Annotated in this window: 19 protein-coding genes; 9 read left to right on the forward strand and 10 right to left on the reverse strand. The window is 37.6% G+C overall.

Annotated features, from left to right (window positions below):
* Window positions 1–59 precede the first annotated feature (59 nt).
* From BBI00_RS13245 to BBI00_RS13255, 3 genes are all read left to right on the forward strand, one after another.
* Window positions 60–2297, forward strand: a complete 2238-nt coding sequence (locus tag BBI00_RS13245; RefSeq protein ID WP_065399209.1) for a TonB-dependent siderophore receptor — start codon at window positions 60–62, stop codon at window positions 2295–2297.
* Window positions 2298–2388: 91 nt separating this feature from the next.
* The gene (locus BBI00_RS13250; protein ID WP_065399210.1) at window positions 2389–2904 is read left to right on the forward strand and encodes a hypothetical protein; all 516 of its coding nucleotides are present in this window, start codon (window positions 2389–2391) and stop codon (window positions 2902–2904) included.
* A 299-nt stretch (window positions 2905–3203) separates the two neighbouring features.
* Window positions 3204–3794, forward strand: coding sequence for an outer membrane beta-barrel protein (locus BBI00_RS13255; RefSeq protein ID WP_065399211.1), 591 nt, complete (start codon window positions 3204–3206; stop codon window positions 3792–3794).
* 99 nt (window positions 3795–3893) lie between these two features.
* Here the strand turns inward: BBI00_RS13255 and BBI00_RS13260 are convergent, their stop codons facing one another.
* Entirely contained in the window at window positions 3894–4529 is a 636-nt protein-coding gene (locus BBI00_RS13260) for a peroxiredoxin (protein WP_065399212.1), read from the reverse strand.
* Window positions 4530–4623: 94 nt separating this feature from the next.
* Here BBI00_RS13260 and BBI00_RS13265 point away from each other — a divergent pair, with 94 nt between their 5' ends.
* Window positions 4624–5508 carry a mechanosensitive ion channel family protein gene (locus BBI00_RS13265; protein ID WP_065399213.1) on the forward strand — a complete coding sequence of 295 codons (885 nt, stop codon included), beginning with the start codon at window positions 4624–4626 and terminating at the stop codon, window positions 5506–5508.
* 127 nt (window positions 5509–5635) lie between these two features.
* On the opposite strand, the gene BBI00_RS13270 is transcribed toward BBI00_RS13265, so the two are convergent.
* Both BBI00_RS13270 and sucC read right to left on the reverse strand, forming a co-directional pair.
* Window positions 5636–6127 (reverse strand): hypothetical protein, encoded by a 492-nt coding sequence (locus BBI00_RS13270; RefSeq protein WP_123902272.1) that lies wholly within the window; start codon window positions 6125–6127, stop codon window positions 5636–5638.
* Between the two features lie 241 nt (window positions 6128–6368).
* A complete protein-coding gene (gene sucC / locus BBI00_RS13275) occupies window positions 6369–7559 on the reverse strand; it encodes an ADP-forming succinate--CoA ligase subunit beta (RefSeq protein WP_065399215.1) in 1191 nt (396 codons plus the stop codon).
* A gap of 362 nt (window positions 7560–7921) precedes the next feature.
* Here sucC and BBI00_RS13280 point away from each other — a divergent pair, with 362 nt between their 5' ends.
* The 3 genes from BBI00_RS13280 to BBI00_RS13290 are packed head-to-tail and all read left to right on the forward strand — an operon-like array spanning window position 7922 to window position 12299.
* Complete coding sequence (locus BBI00_RS13280) at window positions 7922–9586, forward strand: peptidase domain-containing ABC transporter (RefSeq protein ID WP_065399216.1); 1665 nt, start codon at window positions 7922–7924, stop codon at window positions 9584–9586.
* A 12-nt stretch (window positions 9587–9598) separates the two neighbouring features.
* Window positions 9599–10912, forward strand: a complete 1314-nt coding sequence (locus BBI00_RS13285) for an HlyD family secretion protein (protein ID WP_065399217.1) — start codon at window positions 9599–9601, stop codon at window positions 10910–10912.
* Window positions 10878–12299, forward strand: a complete 1422-nt coding sequence (locus tag BBI00_RS13290) for a TolC family protein (protein ID WP_083988502.1) — start codon at window positions 10878–10880, stop codon at window positions 12297–12299. The genes BBI00_RS13285 and BBI00_RS13290 overlap by 35 nt, the downstream gene beginning before the upstream one ends.
* A 20-nt stretch (window positions 12300–12319) precedes the next feature.
* Here the strand turns inward: BBI00_RS13290 and BBI00_RS13295 are convergent, their stop codons facing one another.
* The 5 genes from BBI00_RS13295 to BBI00_RS13310 are packed head-to-tail and all read right to left on the reverse strand — an operon-like array spanning window position 12320 to window position 16553.
* Entirely contained in the window at window positions 12320–13597 is a 1278-nt protein-coding gene (locus tag BBI00_RS13295) for a chloride channel protein (protein ID WP_065399218.1), read from the reverse strand.
* Window positions 13598–13599: 2 nt separating this feature from the next.
* The gene (locus BBI00_RS13300; protein WP_065399219.1) at window positions 13600–13986 is read right to left on the reverse strand and encodes a DUF423 domain-containing protein; all 387 of its coding nucleotides are present in this window, start codon (window positions 13984–13986) and stop codon (window positions 13600–13602) included.
* Between the two features lies 1 nt (window position 13987).
* Window positions 13988–15058 carry a hypothetical protein gene (locus BBI00_RS13305; protein WP_065399220.1) on the reverse strand — a complete coding sequence of 357 codons (1071 nt, stop codon included), beginning with the start codon at window positions 15056–15058 and terminating at the stop codon, window positions 13988–13990.
* Window positions 15058–15225, reverse strand: a complete 168-nt coding sequence (locus BBI00_RS23350; RefSeq protein WP_165602522.1) for a hypothetical protein — start codon at window positions 15223–15225, stop codon at window positions 15058–15060. The genes BBI00_RS13305 and BBI00_RS23350 overlap by 1 nt, the downstream gene beginning before the upstream one ends.
* Window positions 15225–16553 carry a hydroxymethylglutaryl-CoA reductase, degradative gene (locus tag BBI00_RS13310; protein WP_065399221.1) on the reverse strand — a complete coding sequence of 443 codons (1329 nt, stop codon included), beginning with the start codon at window positions 16551–16553 and terminating at the stop codon, window positions 15225–15227. Before BBI00_RS13310 ends, BBI00_RS23350 begins: the two co-directional genes overlap by 1 nt.
* A 155-nt stretch (window positions 16554–16708) precedes the next feature.
* Here BBI00_RS13310 and BBI00_RS13315 point away from each other — a divergent pair, with 155 nt between their 5' ends.
* Both BBI00_RS13315 and BBI00_RS13320 read left to right on the forward strand, forming a co-directional pair.
* Window positions 16709–17968: a putative DNA modification/repair radical SAM protein gene (locus tag BBI00_RS13315; protein ID WP_065399739.1), complete on the forward strand. Its 1260-nt coding sequence runs from the start codon at window positions 16709–16711 to the stop codon at window positions 17966–17968.
* Window positions 17969–18004: 36 nt separating this feature from the next.
* Entirely contained in the window at window positions 18005–18766 is a 762-nt protein-coding gene (locus BBI00_RS13320) for a TIGR03915 family putative DNA repair protein (RefSeq protein WP_317040169.1), read from the forward strand.
* Window positions 18767–19655: 889 nt separating this feature from the next.
* Here BBI00_RS13320 and BBI00_RS13325 read toward each other — a convergent pair.
* A complete protein-coding gene (locus BBI00_RS13325) occupies window positions 19656–20456 on the reverse strand; it encodes a DNA alkylation repair protein (RefSeq protein ID WP_065399222.1) in 801 nt (266 codons plus the stop codon).
* Window positions 20453–21091 carry a peroxiredoxin-like family protein gene (locus tag BBI00_RS13330; RefSeq protein ID WP_065399223.1) on the reverse strand — a complete coding sequence of 213 codons (639 nt, stop codon included), beginning with the start codon at window positions 21089–21091 and terminating at the stop codon, window positions 20453–20455. Before BBI00_RS13330 ends, BBI00_RS13325 begins: the two co-directional genes overlap by 4 nt.
* Window positions 21092–21141 lie beyond the last annotated feature (50 nt).

Consider the following 21141-nt stretch of genomic DNA (forward strand, 5'->3'; position numbering starts at 1 on the left):
TATTCTAAACAAATACTTACATTTGCGCCTTATTTAAAACTGTTCTACATAAAAATAAAATGAAAAGACAACTACTTTCTTTGGGGCTCCTATTTACCGCTATTACAGTGAGTTCACAGCTTAAAAATGCTGAAGCTGATACCATCAGAACCCAGACTATTGAGGATATTAATCTTCATAAGACCGGTAACCCCAACCAGGCAAGACCACTTTCTACAAAGTCTAATCTGACGGTAATGGAAAATCCACAGCCTATTGCTATTGTTACTCACGAAATCATTGAGCAACAGCAGGCAAAACAGCTTAGCGATGTTCTGCAGAATGTAAACGGAATGTATGTTACTTCCTCAAGAGGAAATTCTCAGGATAGTTTTGGAGGGCGTGGTTTCATTTTAGGTAATGATAACATCTTCAAGAACGGAGCAAGAGTAAACAGTGGTGTTTTCCCTGAAGTAAGTGGGCTGGAAAGAGTAGAAGTTTTAAAGGGAGCGAATGCTATGCTTTTTGGTAATACAGCAGCTGGTGGTGTTATCAATATGATTACGAAGAAGCCGAAATTCAATTTTGGTGGGAGTATAGGATTAAATGGGGGAAGCTGGAACTCTTACAAACCTACTGTTGACATTTATGGTCCTTTATCTAAGAATATTGCATTCAGAGTAAATGGAGCTTATGAGTATGCTGAAAGTTTCAGAGATGTTGTAGAATCAGAGAAATACTATTTCAATCCTTCATTCTTATTTAATTTAAGCCCAAAATCGCAATTGATCGTGGAAGCAGATTATCTTAAGAATAATTTTACTCCGGATTTTGGTCTTGGATCCATTATCAATCCTGACGGAAGTTATAAAATCAATGACCTACTCCCTAAAAATGCTTTCTTAGGAGCTGACTGGCAATATCAAAATGTAGAACAAGTTTCTACCAACATAACTTTTAATCACCAGTTTACTGAAAAATGGTCATTAAATGCTGTAGCTTCTTATCAGAACTATACAAAGGACTATTATTCTACAGAAAGAGTACAATGGGGATATGAAAAGAACTCAAACCGCCTTTTCTGGCAAAGACCTTTAAATAAAACATTTAACGAACAAAATTACACTTCATTACAAGTTAATATTAATGGAGAGTTCAATACTGGAAACATCAATCATAAGGTTTTAATTGGTACTGATGGAGACTATGGTATCCAAAATAACTATACTTACACCAATCCAACTATTTATGGAACAAATGGCAATACCTCTGCCACTAATAATAACCTTTATTTAGATGATCCGTCAAGTTGGGCCAGTGGAAAAATGCCTGACGCTTCCTTAAAAGACAGAACAAAAATTCCTACGCAAAGATTTGGTATTTATATTCAGGATTTCATAAGCCTTACCAAACAGCTTAAAGTAATTGCTGGGTTAAGATGGTCTTATTTAGAAACAATGACCAATACTAAAAATACATTTTCAAACGACCTTGGAGATGTTGATCAAAAAAATACAGCTATATCAGACAGAGCATTTTCACCAAAAGCAGGTTTAGTATATATGCCAAATGATAACCTTTCTGTATTTGCAACCTACACCAATTCTTTCGCTCAAAATACAGGAAAAGACATTTATGAGCAAGCATTAAAGCCTACCACTATTGATCAATATGAAGCAGGAGTAAAAAAGAATTTTTGGAATAATGCTTTAGCTGTAAACTTAACAGTATATCAAATTGTTTACAATAACTATTACCAAACTGCACCTCAGCTAGCCAATGGTCAGGCAAATTCAGATTCATTCTATAAAGAATTTGCAGGAAAAATGAGAAGCCGTGGTGTTGAGTTGGATATTACAGGAAATCCGACAGAAAACTTATCAATTATTGGAGGATTCTCTTACAACAATTCTGTATATCTTGACACACCAGATGGTTTTGGATATGTTGAAAAACAGAGATTGGTAAGAACACCAGCTACAACAGCCAACGCTTCTGTATTTTATAAATTCACGCGTTTTGCAAAAGGCTTGAAAGTAGGCGCAGGAGCTTACTTCATCGGGGATAGATTAGCTGGATGGAATGACACTAAAAATGGTTCTACTGGCTTAGGCGCAAGAAATGGAATCAGTAGATCATTTGCATTAAAAGATTACACTACCGTAATGGTATCTGTAGGTTACGAATGGAAGAAATTCTCTATCCAGGGAAAGGTGGGGAACCTGTTTGATGTGGTCAACTACAATGTTCACGAGAATTATTCAGTGAATCCGATTACACCGAGAAATTATTATTTTACGCTGACTTACAAGCTGTAAAAGTTAAAATATAATCACGACTTATTAAAAGTGGAAATTGCATTTTTGCAGCTTCCACTTTTGAAATTTAAAAACAAAACAAAAAAACGATATGGATAAGATCAAAGACACAAGAAGTTTCATGAGAGTAACCCACCGTTATCTGGGGTATTTCCTTGCCGGGATCATGGCAGTGTATGCAGTAAGTGGAATTATTTTGGTCTACAGAGACACCGATTTTCTAAAGAGTGAGAAAAAGTATGAAAAGACTTTATCTGCCAATCTTTCGGAAAAAGAGCTGAAAAAAGAATTGAAGATGAAAGGGCTTGAAGTAGAAAAAACCGAAGGCACCCTTCTTCATTTTAAAAAAGGCACGTATGATTCAGCAACGGGAGTAGCCAAATATTCAAAAATGGAACTGCCGTTTGTACTGGACAAGATGGTTTCTCTACACAAATCACAGTCTAAAGATGCCATTGCGCCGCTAAGTGTATTTTTTGGAGTTGCTTTATTTTTCTTTGTTGTTTCAAGTTTCTGGATGTTCAATCCTAAAACCAAAGCTTTTAAACGTGGAATCAGGTTTACGATTGCCGGGCTGATCATCTCGGTAATTCTTTTGCTTATTTAACAGATTAAAATGTAAAAAAAAGCGATGTGACGTTTTCAGTTGAATACATTTTTATTCAAATTTCTCATTTTAATGAAGTAACAGAATAGAAACAATATCACTTTCAAACTTTTGATCGTCTTTTTTTCCTTATTTATCATTATGGAATTCTTAGAGATAATGTTAAAAAGTTAAATTGTATATCACTCATATTCTTAACATTAATTTAGAAAAATTGTCTAAAATTAAGATTCTGGCACATTTATTGTTTTTTCTATAATTCGTGAATAATAAACATTTAATTATTAAAATAATAAATTATGAAAAAACTTATTTTAACAGGGATATTAGCTGTAGCAGGTTTAACAGCAACTGCCAATGCTCAGATTCAGAAAGGTAATTGGATGGTAGGGGGTAACCTTGCGGGTGCCAACTTCGGATTAAACAAGGGAGGTGGCTATGATTTTAATATTCAGCCGAAGGGAGCTTATTTTATTGAAGATAACGTTGCATTAGGAGGTTATGTAGATTTAGGTTTCAAAGGAGCTAAAGATGCGCCAACTACTTTTACGTATAACGTAGGGGCATTAGGACGTTACTATCTTAACCCGGGAGAGCAGGGAGTAAACAACTTACTACACCACGGAAGATGGTTCTTTGAAGGTAATGTGGGTATCGGAGGAACATCAATCTCTAAAGGAGGTTCTTCTTCTAACGGACTTAACTTCGGTTTCGGACCTGGTTATTCTTACTTCATTACTCCAAACATTGGTTTGGAAGGTTTAGTAAAATATGACGCAAACGCTGGATTCGGAAGCGGTGGATATACCAACAAAATTACTTTTGGTTTAGGTTTCCAGATTTATCTTCCAACGTCTAAAGCAAAACAAATCATCAACGACGTTAAGTAATCACTGAACTACTTATAAAAAAATGAAAGCGCCCCGGGAAATTTATTTCCGGGGCGCTTTTCGTACAAATTAAAACTAAACTATAAAAAATCAAATAAATCATGTATTCGGTTGAGGCGTATATCTTAAATACGGCTTTATTTCTCTCACTCCTTTAGGGAATATTTTTCTGGCATCTTCAGTAGAAATGGAGGGCGGTACAATAACATCTTCACCATCTTTCCAATTGACAGGTGTGGCAACCTGATGCTGATCCACCAGCTGTAAGGAATCCAGAACCCGTAAGATCTCATCAAAATTTCTTCCTGTAGATGCAGGGTAAGTAATGATCAGTCTGACCTTTTTTGCCGGATCAATAATCAGCAGGGAACGCACTGTAGCTGTAGCCGAAGCATTGGGATGGATAAAGTCATACAATTCTGAAACTTTTCTGTCCTTGTCTGCAATAATAGGAAAGCGGACCTCCGTCTTCTGGGTTTCATTAATGTCTTTCACCCAGTTTTGATGGTCTTCTACCCCATCTACACTTAAAGCAATCACTTTCGTGTTTCTGGCATCAAACTCAGACTGTAGTTTTGCAGTATATCCCAGTTCCGTAGTGCATACCGGAGTATAATCTGCAGGATGGGAAAACAGAATTCCCCAGGAATCTCCCAGATAATGATAGAAATTAATATCTCCTGCCGATGACTCTGCCTGAAAGTTGGGTGCTGTATCTCCTAGTTTGATTGACATAATATAACGCTTTTATAGTCTACAAATTTAGTAGACTTTTTGGAACTGGCAAATTTTTTGATGAAAATTTATATCTTTAATCAAAAAAAAATTCATGCAGAAAACCGGAATCAGTTATATTGACGTTGTTTATAAAGTCCTCGAAAACTGGTATGTAACCTTTGCCGAACTTACTCCGAAGCTGATTGTCGGAATTTTAGTCTTTACATTTTTTCTTCTTTCCAGTAAATACCTGAGTATTGCTGCCGTAAAACTCTTTCATAAATTCTTTCCGAAAAGCCAGAAAGAAAGCTCCCTGGTTACTTTAATCGGTGTATTCCGTTTTCTGATCATGCTCATGGGAACTTTTATTTCTTTAGAAATTATGGGTTTCAGTGGTTTTCTATGGAAATTCATCGGAAGTTTGGGAGTGGCCGGGGTGATTGCCGGGGTAGCTTTAAAAGATCTGGTATCCAGTATATTTTCAGGAATGCTCATCGGAATTGATAAAGCCTTCAAAGTAGGCGATTATATTACCATTGGAACTCACTCGGGAACGGTTCAGGAAATTGGCTTTCTGACAACAAAAATCCTTACGGACGATGGTAAAAAAGCCTATATCCCGAATCAGGTTGTTTTCAACGCTCCGTTCTATAATATTACAGCTTCTCCACAACGGAGAATTATTTTAAATTTTGAAATCCCTGCGGATGAAGATATCAGCAAGGCACAAAAGGGAATTCTGGAAGTGATTAAAGACCTTGATAATGTGGATAAGCTCGATACTGCCGAAGTTATTTTTACAGACCTGAAGCAGGGATCCTTTAATCTCCAGGTTAAATTCTGGATCAAAGTAGGAGCCAATCTTGCTCAGACCAAAAGTAAAGCCTATCTCAATATCAAAGAGCGTTTTGATACGGACAATATCCAGCTGGTAACCCCAACAAGTATCAGTATTACAAATGCAGATTCCGCCTCATTGGAGAATCATGATAAGTAACGGAGTTCCCACAGATTATAAATAATAAAAATATTACCCTATGTATCTATATTTTTAGGATACATAGGGTTTTCCTGAAAATAGTTCTTTACCCGGCTGCATTTAGACATATTCTGTACAAACAGATCTATTCGTCTGCTTCTTTTTTAAATTTTTCTTTGTCCGCAGTATGATTTTTCCGGGGGATTTTACCAATACTGTCATTGTCTGCAATCCGGCTTTTATGGGCCGTAGGAGAATCTTCTTCTATTTCAACAACCACACCGGTTGTTGCATACACTTCGGGTTTAGGTTTTGAACAGCCTGTCAGAAACAGAAGAAAAGAAAATATACCCAGTACCATTCTGCTATTCCGGAAACCTGCAGGAATATATTTTAAAAAGCGGGATTCTATTCTTTTGGATACGTCAGAAGTATTTAACTGATAATCATAGAATCTACCACAAACCTGTACGTCTGTGCTTCTCTTCTCATCTATGATCTGCCTGATCTCCAGGGGATTTTTTTGTGTAAAATCAATGACACATTTATTGCAGACAGAACAGAATCTGCCTTTTTCCTTTGGGGACATTGATTCCCAATTTTCAGAGCACGGTTCCGGAATGTGTAAGTTTTTCATGAATAAAGTTTTGTACATGCATTAAAAAACCGTTCCAAAGAAGAAACGGTTTTAATTTTATCTAAAATTTCTATTAATAAAGCGAAAGTGTAATCCGCTTTTATGCCGCTGATTTTGCAGATTCGGCAGATCTTCCGTAAACATCTGCCGAATCTGTGATCAAATTATTTTCACTGAAACTTTCCAACAAAAAAGCCACTCCAAAAATGAAGTGGCTTCTGTTTTATCTGAAAATTTTAGATTACGCTAAAACTTCTTTTACTTTGTTTGCAGCTTCTTCTAAAGTAATTGCAGAGTGAACCGGAAGACCAGACTCGTCAATTAATTTTTTAGCTTCTACAGCGTTGGTTCCCTGTAATCTTACGATCAATGGAACCGGAAGGCTACCCATAGCTTTGTAAGCATCTACAACACCCTGAGCCACTCTGTCACATCTTACGATACCTCCGAAGATGTTGATAAGGATTGCTTTTACGTTTGGATCTCTTAAGATGATTCCGAAAGCAGTCTGTACTCTCTGAGCGTCAGCAGTACCACCTACGTCAAGGAAGTTAGCCGGGTTACCACCGGATAATTTGATGATATCCATAGTTGCCATTGCAAGACCTGCTCCGTTTACCATACAAGCTACGTTACCGTCTAGTTTTACGAAGTTAAGACCAGCTTCACCAGCTTCTACATCCATTGGATCTTCTTCTCTTGTATCTCTAAGCTCAGCTAAGTCTTTGTGACGGAACAATGAGTTGTCATCCAAAGTTACTTTAGCATCTACAGCGATAATTTTGTTATCAGAAGTTTTCAACACCGGGTTGATTTCGAAAAGAGATGCATCGATACCAACGTAAGCGTTATATAAAGAAGTGATGAACTTTGTAAATTCTTTGAAAGCATTCCCTTCAAGACCTAGGTTGAAAGCAATTTTTCTGGCCTGGAAACCCTGAAGACCTAAAGCAGGATCAATGATTTCTTTGTGGATCAAATGAGGAGTCACTTCAGCAACGTGCTCAATATCCATACCTCCTTCAGTAGAATATACAACTGTATTTTTACCTTCAGCTCTGTCTAAAAGAATAGAAACATAAAATTCTTTAGTTTCTGTTTCACCTGGATAATATACATCCTCTGCAACCAAAACAGAATTTACTTTTTTACCCTCAGCAGAAGTTTGTGGAGTTACCAACTGCATTCCGATGATGTTCTGAGCGTTTTCTTTAAGCTTATCCATGTTTGGAGAGAACTTTACACCACCACCTTTACCACGACCACCTGCGTGGATCTGAGCTTTTACTACCCACCCTTGAGCGCCAGTTTCAGCAGTTAGTTTTTCAGCAGCAGCTACAGCTTCATCTACATTGTTTGCAACGAAACCACGTTGGATAGCTACTCCATACTTTGATAAAATCTCTTTTGATTGATACTCGTGAAGATTCATATTATTTTTATTATTTTATTTTAATATTTAAAGGTTGACAAATTTACTAAAAATGAATAAGGTTAAAAAGAAATTTGTGGAACTTTTAACGCATTCAGTAAGTTTTCTATGAATCTTTATCCCATTCATCACTCCAAATGGCGGCATAAGGCCGAAAAGCTATGCAGGAGTATGAAGAGCAGTTCATATTCTAATCACATTTTAATCACATTCTAATCTGCAATAAGAGTACTCCCCACTCTCATATTTTATCTTTGCAGTTCATAAAACGGAGTCATTCAGCATTTCAGAAATTCAACGATTTCTTTACCACCATACAGTCACAAAAAAGTATAACCTTTAAACTTACTAAATAAGAAAAAATGGAAATAACGGCCAATGAGCAGGGGAAAAGGCTTATCCGCTACATTACAAAAGAAAAAAAAGATGTTACCAACATTTATTTTTATGCTATTCTTAACGGACTCGTATCACTGAGCATTCCTTTGGGAATACAGTCTATCGTAAGTTTTGTGATGGGGGCTACAATGGCAACGTCCATTTATATTCTTATTTTTTTCGTAGTGATGGGAACATGGCTCGTAGGCTATTTCAGGCTAAAAGTGATTGAGATCATTGAAAAAATACAACAAAAAATTTATGTAGAATTCTCTATCGCAATTGCAGATAAAATACCCAAAATACATCTCTCCCATACCAGGAAATATTACCTTCCGGAGCTTATGAACAGGTTTTTTGATATCCAGAATCTTCAGAAAGGTGTCTCTAAAATTTTACTGGAAATTCCTACAGCGCTTATCCAGATCTTCTTCGGTATTCTGCTCCTTTCCTTCTACCATCCATGGTTTTTGGCATTCGGTGCCCTGGTTGTCATCTGCGTGATCATTATTTTCAGATATACGATGGAAAGCGGGATTAAATCAAGTATTGAAGAAAGCAACAGAAAATATGATACTGCAGCATGGATTGAGGATATTGCCGGTTCTGTAAAAACATTTAAATTGCACGCTGACAGCGGGGCCCATCTGAAAGGGACAGATGATCGTGTAGTGGAATATCTGGACCACAGAACAAGCCACTTTAAGGTTCTTGTTTTTCAATACAAAACGATTATTGCCTTTAAAGTTATTATCACGCTGGCAATGCTTGCCATCGGAACTTATCTGTTAATCAGTCAGAAACTTAATATCGGAGCATTTATCGCAACTGAGATTGTGGTTTTAAGTATTATGGCAGCTGTAGAAAAGCTTATCATCAGTCTTGAAAGCTATTATGATCTGATCGCTGCTTATGCCAAACTTTCTAAAATTACAGATCTGAAAGAAGAACAGAACGGAGAAATTATCCTTTCTCAAAAAGGAAAAGGTTTTGAAATTGAGTTTAAAGATGTTAGTTTTTCCTTCAATGAAACAACCCCTATTCTTTCTCACCTTAATTTTAAGATAAAAGAAAACAGCATTACCATCCTGACCGGAAAGCTGGGAACCGGAAAATCACTCTTACTGAATATGATAACCGGATTTTTCGAACCCAGCTCAGGAACAATCCTTTTTGATAAGATTCCTTTACAGAATATTGATAAACAGAAACTCCGGAACTCAATAGGTCTTTATCTTGAGGATATGAAAATAATCCAGGGAACCGTGAAAGAAAATATTCTTCTGGGTAATACCGAAAGTACTACAGAAGACATCCTTGAACTTTCTGAACAGATTGGAATTGAAAATATTTCAAGCGTTTTCAGCAGTGGATTTTTTACAGAAATCAGCGAGACAGATTCTGAGGTGACTTTCAGTTCCAGGAAAAAAATATTATTACTCAGAACGCTGTTGGGAGAAAAAAGACTCATCATTTTAGAAAATCCTTTTGCCGGTCTTCAACAGGAATATCAGGAAAGAATCATAAGATACCTGCAAATGAAAAAAGAGAAAACAACGGTTATCATTGTTTCGCAGGATGAAAACTTACTGCAGATTGCTGATCAGCATCTTCATATCGAAGACAATACTTTAAAAATTCTATCATAATTTTTTAGCAAAATGAAACTACAGTCATTCGACAATATTTATCATATTCACAAAAAACCTAGAGTGAAAAAGTGGTTTTTCTTCATTCTTATAGGGGGAATCATCACTTTATTTCTTCCCTGGACCCAAAATATAAAAGTAAAGGGTAATGTCAGCTCGCTTTATCAGGAGCAGCGTCCCCAACAGCTGAACTCTCCTATTCCCGGACGGATTACCAAATGGAATGTAAAAAACGGAGATTACGTGAAAAAGGGGGATACTTTACTTCATCTTTCAGAAATAAAAGATGATTATTTAGATCCGCTATTAGTACAGAGAACCCAGGAACAGGTCAATGCCAAAAAGGGAGTCCGTAACTATTATGAAGCAAAGGCAGCCACAGCAAAAAACCAGCTTCAGGCTTTAAATTCTGCGAGAGACCTGAAACTAAACCAGTTAAAAATAAAGATAAGCCAACTTAACAATAAACTTACCGGAGAAGAAGCTGAGCTTGAAGCTGTTAAAAATGAGTTGCAGCTCTCTGAAAATCAGTTTGCAAGGCAGAAAAAAATGTATGATGAAGGGCTGGTTTCTCTTACCCAGTTCCAGCAGAGAAGTATTTCTTACCAAAATGCCGTTGCCAAAAAAACATCTTATGAAAATAAGGTAGCCCAGACACGTCAGGAAATTCTCAACACCCATATTGAGCAAAACACTGTAATCCAGGATTATACTGAAAAACTGAGTAAAACTGAAGGAGAGCGTTTCCAAAGTATGGGACAGATTGAAGGGAGTGACGGCGATATTGCTAAGCTTGAAAACCAGGTGGCCAATTATAAGGCCAGACAGGGTCTGTATTTCATTATCGCTTCTCAGGACGGGCAGATTGTTCAGCTTAACAAAGCCGGGATCGGGGAAATTCTTAAAGATGGTGAAAATATAGGAACGATTGTTCCCACCGATGTGGATCATGCAGTGGAAATCTATATCAAACCGGTGGACCTTCCTCTTATCAAAGAAGGGCAGCGGGTGATGTGTACTTTTGACGGTTTTCCTGCCATTGTATTTTCCGGATGGCCTAACTCCAGCTACGGAACGTTTGCCGGAAAAGTGATTGCTGTAGAAAGTAATATCAGTGTGAACGGGCTTTTCAAAGCATTGGTGATTGAAGATAAAAACGAAAAAAAATGGCCGCCAAAGATCAAAATGGGGACCGGAGTACAGGGAATTGCCATTCTGAACGATGTGCCGGTATGGTATGAACTATGGCGAAATATTAATGGTTTTCCACCGGATTATTATGAAGTAAAAAATGAAAAATCTGGAAAAGATGAAAAGGCAAAGTAATTTTTTTTTAATCATATTCTTATTTTTTTTCCATTACGGTTCTGCTCAGGATTCACTTAAGATCTCGGCTCTTGAATTTATTTCCGTTGTAAAAAATTATCATCCACTTGCTGTAAAATATCAGCTGCAGAATAAAATTGCAGCCAATGAAATTATAAAAGCAAGAGGAAGTTTTGATCCTGTTCTTGGCGGAAAAATGGGTAAAAAAAATATTGACGGAACAAGATATTATGAGCAGAAAAATATTGAATTGGGAATTCCAACCTGGTATGGAATAGAAGTAACGGGAAGCTACAATGATCTGGATGGTGAAAAACTGAATTCCAGCGATACAAAGGGTGGACTTTACCAATGGGGAATCACGGTTCCTCTGGCAAAAAATCTGCTGTATGATCATCGGAGAGCTGTACTGGATCAGGCAAAATTTGCACAGAAAATGACCGAAGCCGAACAGACCGTTCTCACCAATGACCTTCTTCTGGAAGCGGAAAACATCTATTGGGAATGGGTACAGCATTATGAAATTTATAAGCTTAAATCGAAAATTGTTGATATCAACAAAAACCGGTTGCAGCTTACCAAAAAATCTTTTGAATTTGGAGAAAAGGCTGCAATAGATACTGTTGAAGTTGCGTCACAGTTACAGAATTTTGAGCTTCAGCAGAGAGAAGCTTATCTCAGTTTTGTGAAAAGTACACAGCAGCTTCAGGTATTTTTATGGAAAGACGGACAGGAATTATATGAGATTTCACAGCCCATTTATCCTTCGGACCAACTTTCGGAACATAATGCTTTTTCAGATTTTGAGTTTCTTTTGCAGGAATTCAGAAGCAGGGAAATCAGCAACCACTTATCAATAGTGTATTACAATCAGAAAAACAATATCCTTGAAAGCGAACGAAAACTGAAATGGCAAAGCTTCCTTCCCAAGCTTGATTTTACCTACAATTTTTTTAATAAAGAAAATTACCGGGTAGATTATCTGCCTCTTTTTGATCAGAACTTCCAATATGGTTTAAAGCTGGAGGTTCCGGTCTTCCAAAGAGAAGCCAGAGCCAATTACCAGATGGCTAAGATTAAAATCAGCCAGAACCTGCTGGACACAAAGCTCAAAAAAAGAGAACTGGACACAAAAATTGAAACCTATAAAAATGAAATACTGAATTATCGCGCCCAAATTGATCTTTCGGAAAAAAACCTTATCAATTATCAGAAACTCCTGTATGCCGAAGAAACGAAACACAGCAACGGGGAAAGTTCTCTTTTCCTTATTAACTCAAGGGAAAATAAAATGATTGAAGCCCAGGAAAAATTTATTTCCGTTAAGACAAAATTCCTGAAAAGTTATAATAAGCTGAAATGGATGAAGGAAAATTTTTCATTATAACAGTGCGAGCTTATACTTCATTATTCTTCTTCCAGTTTCTCCGATTGTGATCCGATGAACGGAATTTTCGGAGCCAGGAAATATCCGGTAAGACTGGCAAATAATATCGGAACAAAATAGGTAAATCCTGTAAGTGTTCCTAAGATAATCGTTGTACTCATCGGGGTTCTCGTCACACAGGCATTGATGGCAGCCATACAGCTTACAATAGCCAAAGTGGTATCAACTGCCGGAAACAGATGATGAATAATCAGTCCTAACGTAGTTCCAACGAAAAACAGAGGAATGATAAAACCTCCCCTCCATCCTGAAGTTACGGTAATCGCAATGGCCAGGATTTTAAAGATCAATACCAGAATTAAAAAATTCAGTCCGAAGTTTCCTCCGATCAACTGGTTGATCTCATGATGACCGAAATATCTTGTAATGGGAAAATTATAAGCAATAATGCCTAAGATAATTCCTCCTACAAACGTTTTGATGTAGATCGGAAATTTTCTGTATTCAAAAACTTTTTTAAAAAATTTCACGACAAAAATGAAGATCCATCCGAAGAAAGTACCTACAATTCCAAATAACGAAGCGTATAGGAAATCATAGACGCCTGTATAATGGTAGGCTTTCAGATCCCAGGTTGCCCCGATTCCCAAATGAATGATCAAAGCAAACATCAGATAGCTGAAGCAGCTTGCTACCAAAGCAGGAATAATGGCCCTGTAATATTCTACCGCATGCTTATGATGCAGAATTTCAAGCGAAAAAAGACTTCCTCCCAGAGGTGCTCCGAACAGTGCTGTAAAACCGGATGCCATCCCGGCAATGCTTAAAGAACGCAGCTCCTCTCCTTTCAGTCTGAAAATTTTCCCCAGCCAGGTACCTGTAGACCCTGTTACCTGCACCAAAGGAGCTTCCGGTCCCAGACTTCCTCCTGAGGCCACACAGAAAAGTGATGACAATATCATGGAAGGATTATTCTTCGGATCCAGTTTTCCTTTATTGAATCTGATGTTGTTGACGATCAGGTGAATTTCTCCCGGATCACCAATGAAATGGATCACCAATCCTGCAAGCAGACCACAAATGGCCATGACAGGAATAACCTGCCACCCCTGAAAGTGAGCCAGAAACTCTGTAAAATGTTCCAGAACGATCCAGTATCCGCCGGCAATCACACCGCCCACAAGACCTGTCACGGCCCACATAAAAAAAGTACGGCTGAATACAAACGGATTGAATCTGATAGGCTGATCTAAAAGATTGAATGTTCGTATTAACCGTCTTCTTCTGTTGATTTTCATTCTTATATTTTATTTTTGGCAAAATAAAGAATAAGCATTCCCCAGCTTAAGATCATCATCAGGCCTCCAAGCGGAGTAATAGGTCCTAAGAACTTAAGGTTCATCCCCAGATAATCCTGCATGCTCAGAAAATAGATGCTCACTGAGAATAAAAATGTTCCTGCAATCATCAAGATGGAGGTCCATTTTTCAGCAGACGTTTCAAATTTTAAGATATATCCGATGATCAGCAGGAAAAAAGCTGCATACATCTGATATCTTACTCCTGTCTCAAAACTTTCCAGCCTTTCCACAGCTAATATTTTCTTTAAAGCGTGTGCACCGAATGCACCCAGGATCACGGATATCATTCCGTAAACTGCTCCAAAAACTAATGTAATTGTTTTCATTTTATAACTCTTCTAATTCTAGGGTTAAATATTTCTTTGTTTTATAATCCTGCCAGGTTCCGATGATCTTATTTCCCTTCAGATCAGCTTCCACCAAGGCTCTTGGTATCCATTGTTTCAATTCTTCGCTATGATAGTCATCTTCTGTGATGGAAAAATGGTCATGAACAAATTCTCCTCTCCAGTTGATCTGTTTCCTGTTCTTATCATACCAGTACGTGGCTGAAAAGGAATCATCCTCATTGATTTCGTTGATTAAAACCGTTACAGGATATTTTCCGTCAATTTTCCCTTTGAATAGTTTGTTCCCGGGACCTGTCTTGCCTACATTTTCAGAACCTGAAATCAGATTTTTCGCATAAGGACTCCAGTACTTTTCCAGTTCTTTATAGGTAAGCTCAAGTTTGTGACTTCCCAGATCATCCAATGCCCGCATAGCATGATTGGAGCACCTGCCTGCCACAAAAGTCAATTTATCTTTTCCAAAGAAGTATCTGATGCCGTTCAGGGTATAATCTGTGAAACATCCTTCGTACAAACCAATCTGTTCCAGATGATCTTCTGAAGTACTTTTTTGAGCTTTCAGCTTAACAAGAAAATTATTGATTCTTTTTCTGATCTTTTTCTGGATAAGAGTATTAATTGTTTTAACCGCATCTGCCTGAAACAAGTCTTCAGCATTGATACAGTTCCCCGTCCTCAGATCAAAATTTTTCCAGTCTGAAAATTCTTCGGGATAAGCTCCTGAAGCCTCCCCGTCAATACTGATACTTAGAATATTTTCGGGTGTCTCGAGCTTTTTCCAATCGTAGAAATACACATAGTTTGCATACGAAGTACTGCCTGCACTCACCTTCGCAGAAGGACTGCCTTCTGATCCCGGAATATATTCCAATTCGCTTACCTGAAGAAAAAGATTGATCTTGTTCTCAACTCTGGAATTAGCCGGATAAGAAATAACAGGAAAAACAAAACTCTCTGTTTTTGGCTGCAAATCACTTATTTTTAAATTTTTCTTTTGTGAAAAACCTAACCCGGAAATCAACAGGAAGAACAGGATACTCTTTTTCACTATTTTGATTTTAGATACATTAAAATAAACTTCGCTACCAATGTGGAAATCCCTAATATAATAAACATATTGGCAAATCTCTTGGAACTTCTGAAGCCTTCATGGTTCGTTTTCTTTAAAAAGAATCCGAACAGCAGGAATATAATGGGCAGGATAATCTGTAGCATCAGTTTCCTCTCATTCTGTTAAACTCATTGATCACCTCATGATGGCTTACCGTCTTATCTTTAAAATAAGTCACAAAGTGCTGTTTCTCTTCTTCTGTGGCTCCCAGTTGGTTTAGGATATTCAACAGGTGCATTTTCATATGTCCTTTCTGAATTCCTGTAGTAACTAAAGAACGTAATGCTCCAAAGTTCTGGGCCAGCCCTGAAACGGCAAGAATACTCATCAGTTCCTGCGCAGAAGGTTTTCCTAATAATGCCAGAGAGAATTTTACCAGAGGATGAAGATTCGTCAGGCCTCCTACAACTCCCACTGAAATAGGAAGATCGATCCAGAATCTGAAAATCCCGTTGTCTGTTGTACAATGCGTCAATGATCTGTACTGTCCGTCTCTTGCAGCATAAGCGTGAGCACAGGCTTCTGTTGCCCTGAAGTCGTTTCCGGTAGCAATGACTACCGCATCTACTCCATTCATTACCCCTTTATTATGAGTGGTTGCACGGTAAGGTTCTATCTCAGCAATGGTAACTGCCTGTTTGAATTTAGAAGCAAATTCTTCAGGAGAAATTCCGCTGTCGTCTTTTAAATCTTCCATTTTACACGAAACCTCAGCTCTCACAATACAATCCGGTGTAAAATTGGAAAGGATATTCATCACGATCTGCAATGAATTCTTTTCTTCCTGTGTGAAATCTTCGCTGGTGGCCACTTCCTGTCTCAGTGTTTTCCCAAACTGCTCAAGACATGAATTGATAAAGTTGGCTCCCATTGAATCTACCGTATCGAAGCTTGCCTTCAGCTGATAATAATTCGGCATTTCAGCAGTTTTATCAATCAGGCTGATGTTTAAAATACCACCACCACGCTTTCTCATATTGGCGGTGATATCTTCTGTGGTTTCAAATAATTTTTTCTTTAAACTGAAATTAAAGAAATGTAATAATTTGTGAGGTTCTACATTAAAAATAAAATGGGTATGCCCCAGCTTTTCTGTATTGATAATGGTTGTTTTAAAACCACCTTTATCGATCCAGAATTTCGCAGCTTTGGAGGCGGCTGCCACTACTGAACTTTCTTCAACAGCCATTGGAAGAGCCAATAGTTTTCCGTCGATCAGAAAGTTCGGAGCAATTCCGTAAGGCATATAAAAATTGGAGATCGTATTCTCAGAAAACTCTTCATGAAGTTTCTGAAGATCTGCGTCTTCGTTCCAATACTGTTTTAATATATTTTGGTATTCCTGATTTCCTTCAAGATATTCGTTTACGAGCCAGTCGATTTTCCCCTGCTTTGGCAGCTTGGAAAAACCTTCGATTGGTTTATGATTCATAATATAAACTTTAATGAGCCGTAAATATAATGATTTTGAGGCTGTTTTTTGTTGATAACTTCTATGAAAAAAGGTTGACATTTATCAATTTTGGAACTAAATTTGAACAATATTTAAAACAACACCGATACAAATTGTATCAAAACGTTATTGATATGAATTTTGACCGTCTTAAAGAAAAACTTGAAATCCTTGCTGACGCTGCGAAATACGATGTTTCCTGTTCTTCCAGCGGAGGGACGAGAAAAAACAAAAAAGGTGCTTTAGGAGACAGCTCTGCAAGCGGGATATGCCATACGTATACAGAAGACGGAAGGTGTGTGTCATTGCTTAAGATTCTATTGACCAATCACTGTATTTACGATTGTGCCTATTGTGTTTCCAGAAGTTCGAATGATATTAAAAGGGCTGCTTTTACCGTGGAAGAAGTGGTAGATCTTACCATTAATTTTTACCGCAGGAATTATATTGAAGGATTATTTCTGAGCTCCGGTATTTTCAAAAATGCAGATACAACCATGGAACGTCTGGTAAGGGTGGCCAAAAAACTCCGGCTGGAAGAAAACTTCAATGGTTATATTCATTTGAAATCTATTCCCGGGGCGAGTGATGAACTGATGCAGGAAGCTGCTTTATATGCGGACAGGTTATCTGTAAATCTTGAAATTCCTACCGAAAGCGGGTTAAAATTGCTGGCTCCTGAGAAAAACAGACAGGATATGCTCAGCCCGATGCGATATATTCAGAAAGGGATCAGCCAGTATCAGGATGAAAAAAAGATTTTAAAGAAAGTTCCCAAATTTGCTCCGGCAGGCCAATCTACCCAGATGATCGTGGGAGCCACCAATGAAAATGACTTACAGATCATCAAAGTGGCGGATCATTTTTATAAAAATTTCAACCTGAAAAGAGTGTATTATTCCGGCTATGTCCCTGTTCTGGAAGATAAAAGACTTCCTTCTTTAACGACTGAGGTTCCTATGCTTAGGGAAAACAGGTTGTATCAGTCGGATTGGCTGATGCGGTTTTACGGTTTTAAAGCAGAAGAGATTTTAGACCCGAATGTTCCTTTCCTTGATCTGGAAGTGGATCCTAAATTAAGCTGGGCATTACGACATTTAGATCAGTTTCCTGTCAGTCTTCAGACTGCAGATTATCAGATGATTCTGAGGATTCCGGGAATTGGGGTAAAAACAGCCCAGAAAATTGTAAGTGCCAGGCGTTTTCAGATTTTAACGATGGATCATTTGAAAAAATTGGGTGCAGCCGTAAACCGGGCAAAATATTTTATTGATTTTAATGCCGGTAATGCCTATCTGCGGTATTTAACAGATAAGAATTTCAGAAAATTAATTGTTGGTGGTAGTTCTTCCAAGTTCCACAACCAGTTTTCCCAGCAGCTGAGCCTGTTTTAATCCGACATCAACGACATTGATATTTTTATAGACTTAATGATAACAACCTTACTCTACGACGGAAGTTTTGACGGCCTTTTTACAGCGGTATTTGAAGTTTTTGAATACCGGTATCAGGAGGTGGAAATTGTGAGCAGAGAAAAATATCATCAGGAAAATATATTTGCAGAGATTCACGAAGTTATCACGCAAAATACCAAATCTGAACGGGTACTCAATAAATTAGAGCAGAGTATCGGAAAACAGGGTATTCATCAACTTTTAAAAGTTTTTTTATCCGAAGACCGGGAAATGGAACATTTAATTTTATCTGCCGTAAAGCAATCTGTAAAGCATCAGGGTGAAAATATTCTTGAAAATTTTGCAGATCCTGACATTTTAAAAATTTCAAAAATCTGTAAATCCGTAGGACGTGAAAGTCACAGAATGACCGCATTTGTCCGCTTCGAAAAAATGCAGGACGGTGTTTTTTTCTCAAAAATAGATCCTGATTTCAATGTTATCCCTTTAATCAGAAAACATTTCAAAGACCGTTATCAGGACCAGAAATGGATGATTTATGATCTGAGAAGAAATTACGGTATTTTATATGATCTCGAAAGCTGTGATTTCTTTTATCCGGATGAAAAGCTGGATTTCCACCAGTATCAGCAGAAGTTCCATGATGAGGAAAAAAATTATCAAACACTTTGGCAGCGGTATTTTACAAAAACCAATATCCTTGAAAGAAAGAATATGAAACTGCATATTCAGCATGTTCCGAAAAGATACTGGAAATACCTGACAGAGAAATGCTAGATACATTTCCCTCCGATCTAAAGATTCAATCCGGATTCCATATTGTGGATAACTTTTCACTTCAAATGTATGATTATGACCTTTTCAAATACCCTCTGACAGCTATTTTTATTAATCAACTAGTTCTGTGACAGATAGAGAAAGCTTCAATTGACATTCTCATATTGTGGATAACTTTTTCCAATCTCAGATTCACACAGATACCTTTTGGAAGAGAGTTTTTAATCCGGATGAAACAGCAGACAGAATGAATTCATATTCTGATATTGTGGATAACTTTTTCAAATGCCCTTATTAAGCAAATTCACATCAATGTCCTTTCCTGAAGGATTTCAGAATGTATTGAATTTATGAAAGATACAATGATGATTAGGGCACAATTCCATATTGTGGATAACTTTTTCAAACCACACATTCGGCAGATTACACAGATGTTTAGGATGGAAATCTAAGCTTTTCAAAAATCCGGGTGGTATTTCCATATTCAAAGCGTTGAATTTTAAATTTAGCCTGCAGCTATCATTTCTGACTTTGTGGATAACTTTTTTGGATTGCTATGCTGCAAAACCTTCGATTCTAAAGGATTTACCTAAGATACTGGATATCAATAATCCAGCATGTATAAAACTTAAGAATCCCATATTGTGGATAACTTTTTTCACCTTAGACTATTGCAAAAATGTCTGTTTTAAAGAGTTTTCTTAAGTATTTAAGGATCAGAAACCTGCAATGTAATTCTATTCAGAAATATCATATTGTGGATAACTTTTTTGATACATCATAATAATGACAGAAAAGTTCTAAGAATAAACCTTTCTTTCTCTCTCGCAGATTCCGGAGATTACGCAGATTTTAATTTTCAGAGGTATTTTCCGGCCTGTGGATCATTTTATTTCCGGATTGTCCGAAGTGCCTTTTTAACAATATATTGAGTTTCTTTGGTTGGACTCTCCCGCAGCCATTCATCACAAACTTCCACTACAAACTCAGGCTGCGACTTGCCGACATCATTCAGCCAGTTGCCAACGCTGTCCTGTACATAGCGGGCCGGATCTGACCGTAAAGGCTCTAAAATTTCCAGTCCCAGCCCCGGATTTTGCTTCAATTCCTGAATATGCTCACACCACACGCCTCTCGGCCTGGTAGATTCACTGGCAAAGCGTCTGATATTTTCATTTTTGTGGCTCGTCCACTCTGATAAAATAGTGATACTGTCAGTCAGGTTTTTTGAAATATCCGGCCGCATGGTCATCCAACAGATTTCCCGCACTCCAAAATGAGGGTCTGCAGCGAACGGTTGTATTCTTTTGAATTTGTCTTTTAAATCCAATCTGTCATTTCTTCCAATAGTATAAGCAGCCCAGCACCGTACCAGATCTGCCTGATGTATTAAAAGTTCTGACAGGAATTCATCATCCTCATTGGCCACTGCAAGATCTAATAATCCTGTTCCTATAGCTTCGTTAACTGTATTGACGGTCTGTTTTTTCAACTGTTCAACCTTTTTCAGTACAGGCTGAAGATATTCTGAACGATTATTTTGTCTTAATAAGTTTGCCAGTAAAAGTTTCTGATCTACTGCCAGCCATTCCGTAAGATTTGCTGTTTCTATTTCTCCCCGGTTCAACTGTTCTAAAATATCTGCGGGAATATCTTTAATGGAGCGGGCTCCTTTTCGCTTTTCTGTCATAACGCCTGTATTAGTTCTTCCACATCTACTCTGTTCATGTAATTTACATCTAAATATTTAAATATAACCCTCCTGTCCTGATCCACTACGAAAACTGCCGGAACAGGAAGTAAGTTTTCATCATTATTATTAAACTCAGAAAGGTTGATTCCTAAATTACGGTAATAAGGCAGTACAAAATCCTGCAATTGAAAAACAATTCCTAATTTTTTAGCGAAATCATTATTCTGATCAGACAATACTTCAAACCCAAGCTTATTCTTTTCCGCCATACTCAGAGAATGATCCGGAGTCTGTGGAGAAACAGCGATTAAAACAGCGTTTTTATCTTTTATACGGGAAAGGTTATCCTGCAGAAATTTTAATTCCAGATTGCAGTAAGGGCACCAGCTGCCTCTGTAAAAGGCCAGTATCATTTTTCCTTTCTTCAGAATATCATTGGAATCAATCATTTTACCTGTTGCATTGGGCAGTATAAATTCAGGCATCTTCTCACCGGGCTGAATGCATCTGTCTTCCATATTTTTTGTTTTTAAATCGTCAACAGACTTTCCAAATGCATTTATAACCTCCTGTGGAAGCTGCGATGAAAGTTCCTGATTCAGCTGTTCAATCTGTTTGGCCAATGTGTTCATGTTTTTAATTTTATTATTTTTACAAAGGTCTAAAAGCCGCTACACATAAG

Origin of the sequence: Chryseobacterium arthrosphaerae (assembly GCF_001684965.1) — a bacterium.
GTDB classification, from domain to species: Bacteria; Bacteroidota; Bacteroidia; order Flavobacteriales; family Weeksellaceae; genus Chryseobacterium; species Chryseobacterium arthrosphaerae.